Source organism: Nonomuraea guangzhouensis, assembly GCF_019396345.1.
Lineage (GTDB): Bacteria > Actinomycetota > Actinomycetes > Streptosporangiales > Streptosporangiaceae > Nonomuraea > Nonomuraea guangzhouensis.
In genome coordinates this window covers 1-4,863 of record NZ_JAHKRM010000095.1, presented here as the reverse complement: position 1 = coordinate 4,863, position 4,863 = coordinate 1, and the positions used below count along the sequence as shown (strand labels likewise).

At 66.3% G+C, this 4,863-nt stretch carries 1 protein-coding gene; it reads left to right on the top strand.

Annotated elements, in window-relative coordinates; all coding sequences use genetic code 11:
- Positions 1 to 4,863: non-ribosomal peptide synthetase (locus KME78_RS63490; RefSeq protein WP_219539929.1), on the top strand; the 4,863-nt coding region annotated here is incomplete at both ends.

Here is a 4,863-nt window from a genome sequence, read left to right as displayed (position 1 = left end):
ACTGGCGACAGTCATCGACGCCAGCACCACCGGAAACCAGGCACCGCCCATCGTTGCCGTCCCACGCGACCAGAAGCTGCCACTCTCCTTCGCCCAGCAGCGACTCTGGTTCCTGGACCAGCTCAACGCCAGTTCGGCCGAATACAACATCTCGACCCCGCTCCATCTCCCCGAGCAGTTGGACATCCCCGCTCTGCAAGCCGCACTCGACGCCCTCATCGAACGACACGAAGCGCTACGCACCCGACTCGTCACCGACGCTGACGGGGTGCCCTGGCAGGTCATCGACCCGCCCTCGGCGTTCGAGCTCCCGCTAGTGGATCTGACCGGCCAGCCCGATCAGGCTGCTCACAGGTGGCTGGCCGACGACTCGGCCATCCCGTTTGACCTCGCCAACGGCCCGCTGATCCGCGGCAGCCTCCTGCGCCTGGCCGACGACGAGCACATCCTCGCGCTCTGCATGCACCACATCGTGTTCGACGAGTGGTCGGCCGACATCCTCGGCCGCGAGCTGGCGACCCTTTACGAATCCTGCCGCGCCGGGCAGCCCAACCCGCTCACCCCGTTGCCGGTGCAGTACGCCGACTTCGCCGTATGGCAGCGCGAATGGCTCACCGGACCGGTCCTGGACGAGCAGCTTGATTACTGGCGCACCCAGCTGGCCAACCCGCCCGTGCTCGACCTGCCAACCGATCGTCCACGGCCGGCTGTGCGCTCCACCGCAGGCGCGGCCATCCGTTTCCAGTTCGACGCCGAGACCACGCGACGGTTGCAGGAGATCTCACGTCAGAACGCGACCACGATGTTCATGACGCTGCTGGCCGCCTACACAGTCCTGCTGAGCAAGTACACCGGGCAGGACGACCTGATCGTCGGCACCCCGGTCGCCAACCGCAATCACGCCGAGACCGAAAACCTCATCGGCTTCTTCGTCAACACCCTCGCTCTGCGAACGGACCTGACCGGCGACCCCACCTTCACGGGCCTCCTGGCACGGATCCGCGCTACCGCGCTGGCCGCCTACACCCATCAGGACCTGCCCTTCGAGCAGCTCATCGACGAGCTGGCCGTGGCCCGTGACCGCTCCCGCACCCCGCTCGTCCAGACGCTGTTCAACTACAAGGCCAACGACTCGGATACTGATCCTGCCACGCGGGACTCAGGCGAACTCCTGCCCGCGAAGTTCGATCTCAGCCTGACGATGGGCTCCACCGCCGACGGCGCTTTGGCCGGGTCGATCCAATACAGCACCGCCCTGTTCGACGAAGCCACCGCCCGTCGCATGGTCGGGCACCTCACCGAACTGCTTTCCGCGATCACCACCGACGCCGATCAACATCTGTCGGCCCTGCCCATCCTCACCCCGGCCGAGCACCAGCAATTGACCGTCGAGTGGAACAAAAGCGCGGCTGAGCTTCCTCAGGCCAACGGCATCCACGAGCTCATCTCCGGCTCCGCCCTGGCCCGGCCACACACGCCGGCAGTTGTCTACGACGACATCGCCCTCACCTACGGCCAGTTGGAGACCCGGGCCAACCAACTCGCCCACCACCTCCTCGGCCTCGGGCTGCAGCGAGAAGGCGTGATCGGCCTCTGCCTGCCCCGCAGCACCCACATGATCGTCGCCATCCTCGCCGTATGGAAAGCCGGCGGCACCTACCTCCCCCTCGACCCCGACTACCCCACCGACCGACTCACCTACATGCTCACCGACAGCGGAGCCGACCTCCTCATCACCACCGAGCACACCGCTGAGCACGCCGCTGAGCTGCCCTCCGGCATCACCGCCGTCAGCCTGGGCGATCCCGCCACCAACGCCGCCCTAGACGCCCAGCCCACCACACCACCGAACGTGACGGTCCATCCGGACCAGGCCGCCTACCTCATCTACACCTCAGGCTCGACCGGCCGGCCCAAAGCCGTCCAAGCCACCCACCGCTCCGCGATCAACCTCGCCACCACCATGCGACCCCTGTTCGCCATCGACCACACCAGCAACGTCCTGCAATTCGCCTCCTTCAGCTTCGACGCCGCCATCCTCGACATCACCGTCACCCTCACCACCGGCGCCGCCCTGGTCCTAGCCACCCCCGAACAGCGAACCCACCCCGACCAGCTCACCCAACTGATCAACCGGCACCACATCACCGCAGCCAGCATCGTCCCGTCCCTGCTGGCCACCCTCACCCCCGACACCACCACCACGCTCAACACCCTGATCCTTGGTGCCGAACGCCTTACCGCCCACCTCGCCGATGCCTGGGCACCGCACCTCACTCTGCACAACACCTACGGACCCACCGAGACGACGGTTATCACCACCACCACACCGCCTCTCACTGCGTCCGGCAGCATGCCGGCCATCGGCAGCCCACTCCCCAACACCCACACCCACGTGCTCGACCCCCACCTCAACCCGGTGCCGGTCGGCGTGGCAGGCGAACTCCACATCGGCGGCACAGGACTCGCCCGCGGCTACCACCACCGACCCGCCCTCACCGCCCAACACTTCATCGCCGCCCCTGAAGGCCAACGCCTCTACCGCACCGGCGACCAAGCACGCTGGCGCGCAGACGGCCAACTCGACTTCCTCGGCCGCACCGACCACCAAATCAAACTCCGCGGCTACCGCATCGAACCCGCCGAAATCGAACACACCCTGACCGAGCACCCCGCCATCAACGCCGCCCTGGTCACCACCCACCACGACCAACTCATCGCCTACCTCGTACCAGGCGACGAGCCCATTCCACCGGTCAACGAACTACGCGACCACCTACGCGCCACCCTGCCCGACCACATGATCCCCACCACCTACATCGAACTCGCCGCCTTCCCCCTCACCCCCAACGGCAAAATCGACCGCCCCGCACTCCCCACCCCCAACACCGACCGCTCCGCCACATACCAGCCACCCACCACCCCCACCGAAGAACTACTGGCCACCATCTGGGCCGACCTCCTCCACCTCGACCAAATCGGCACCACCGACAACTTCTTCGAACTCGGCGGACACTCACTCCTCGCCACCCAAGCCATCACCCGCACCCGTACCACCTTCAACACCGACATCAACGTGGCCGACCTGTTCGACCACCCCACCATCACCGACCTAGCGACAGTCATCGACGCCAGAGCCACGGCGGATCAGGCACCGCCCATCGTCGCCGTCCCACGCAACCAGAAACTGCCACTCTCCTTCGCCCAACAACGACTCTGGTTCATCGATCAGCTCAACCCCGGCTCGGTCGAATACAACATCACCACCCCGCTCCACCTCCCCGCGCAGCTGGACATCCCCGCTCTGCAAGCCGCACTCGACGCCCTCATCGAACGACACGAAGCGCTACGCACCCGACTCATCGCTGACGCCGACGGCGTCCCCCATCAGGTCATCGACCCGGCATCGCCCTTCGGGCTGCCCATCATCGACCTGACTGCGGAGGCCGATCCGTTCCAGGCGTCCCGCGCGTGGGTGGCCACGGACGCCGCCACACCGTTCGATCTCGCCAACGGCCCGCTGATCCGCGGCAGCCTGCTCCGCGTGGCAGACGACGAGCACGTGCTCGCGCTCTGCATGCACCACATCGTCTCCGACGAATGGTCAGCCAAGATCTTCCTGAACGAGCTCGTCACCCTCTACGAGGCGTTCCGAGCCGGCCAGCCGAACCCGCTCTCTCCGCTGACAGTCCAGTACGCCGACTTCGCGGTCTGGCAGCGCGACTGGCTCACCGGACCGGTGCTGGACGAGCAGCTCGGCTACTGGCGCACCCAGTTGGCCAACCCCCCGGTGCTCGACCTGCCGACCGATCGTCCACGGCCGGCCGTGCGCTCCACCGCAGGCGCGGCGATTCGCTTCCAGCTGGATGCCGACGTTGCGCGGCGGTTGCAGGACATCTCGCGGCAGAACTCCAGCACCATGTTCATGACATTGCTGGCCGCCTACACGGTCCTGCTGAACAAATACACAGGCCAAGATGACCTGATCGTCGGCACCCCGGTCGCCAACCGCAACCACGCCGAAACCGAACCGCTCATCGGCTTCTTCGTCAACACCCTCGCCCTACGAGCGGATCTCAGCGGCGACCCTGCCTTCACCGACCTCCAGACGCAGATCCGCAACACCGCGCTGGCCGCCTACACCCACCAGGACCTGCCGTTCGAGCAGCTCATCGACGAGCTCAACATCGCCCGTGACCGCTCACGCACCCCGCTCACGCAGGCCTTCTTCAACTACACCAGCCAGCCGGAGCCCGATCGCGCCTCCGGCGATCAGCCTCAGCAGCAAGGCATGACGGTCGCCAAGTTCGATCTGCGGCTGATGTTCTTCCAAACCGGCGACAACCTCACCGGCGTCATCGAATACAGCACCGCCCTGTTCGACCAACCAACGATCCACCGCATGGTCGGCCACCTCACCGAACTACTCACCGCGATCACCGGCGATCCCGGCCAGCACGTGTCGGCCCTTTCAATCCTCACCCCGAACGAGCACCAGCAGCTCACCGTCGACTGGAACTCCGCCACCGCCGAACTCCTCCCAGCCAACGGCGTCCACGAACTCATCGCCACACAAGCCACCCTCCGGCCCGACGCCACCGCCGTCATCCACGACGACATCCCGCTCACCTACGCCCAACTCGACGCCCGCGCCAACCAGCTCGCCCACCACCTCCAAGCACTCGGCATCGGCACCGAACACATCGTCGCCCTCTGCCTGCCCACCGGACCCGAAACCATCATCGCCATCCACGCCATCTGGAAAACCGGCGCCGCCTACCTCACCCTCGACCCCCAACACCCCGCCGAACGCCTCACCTACCAACTCACCGACAGCCACACCAGCCTCATCCTCACCACCAC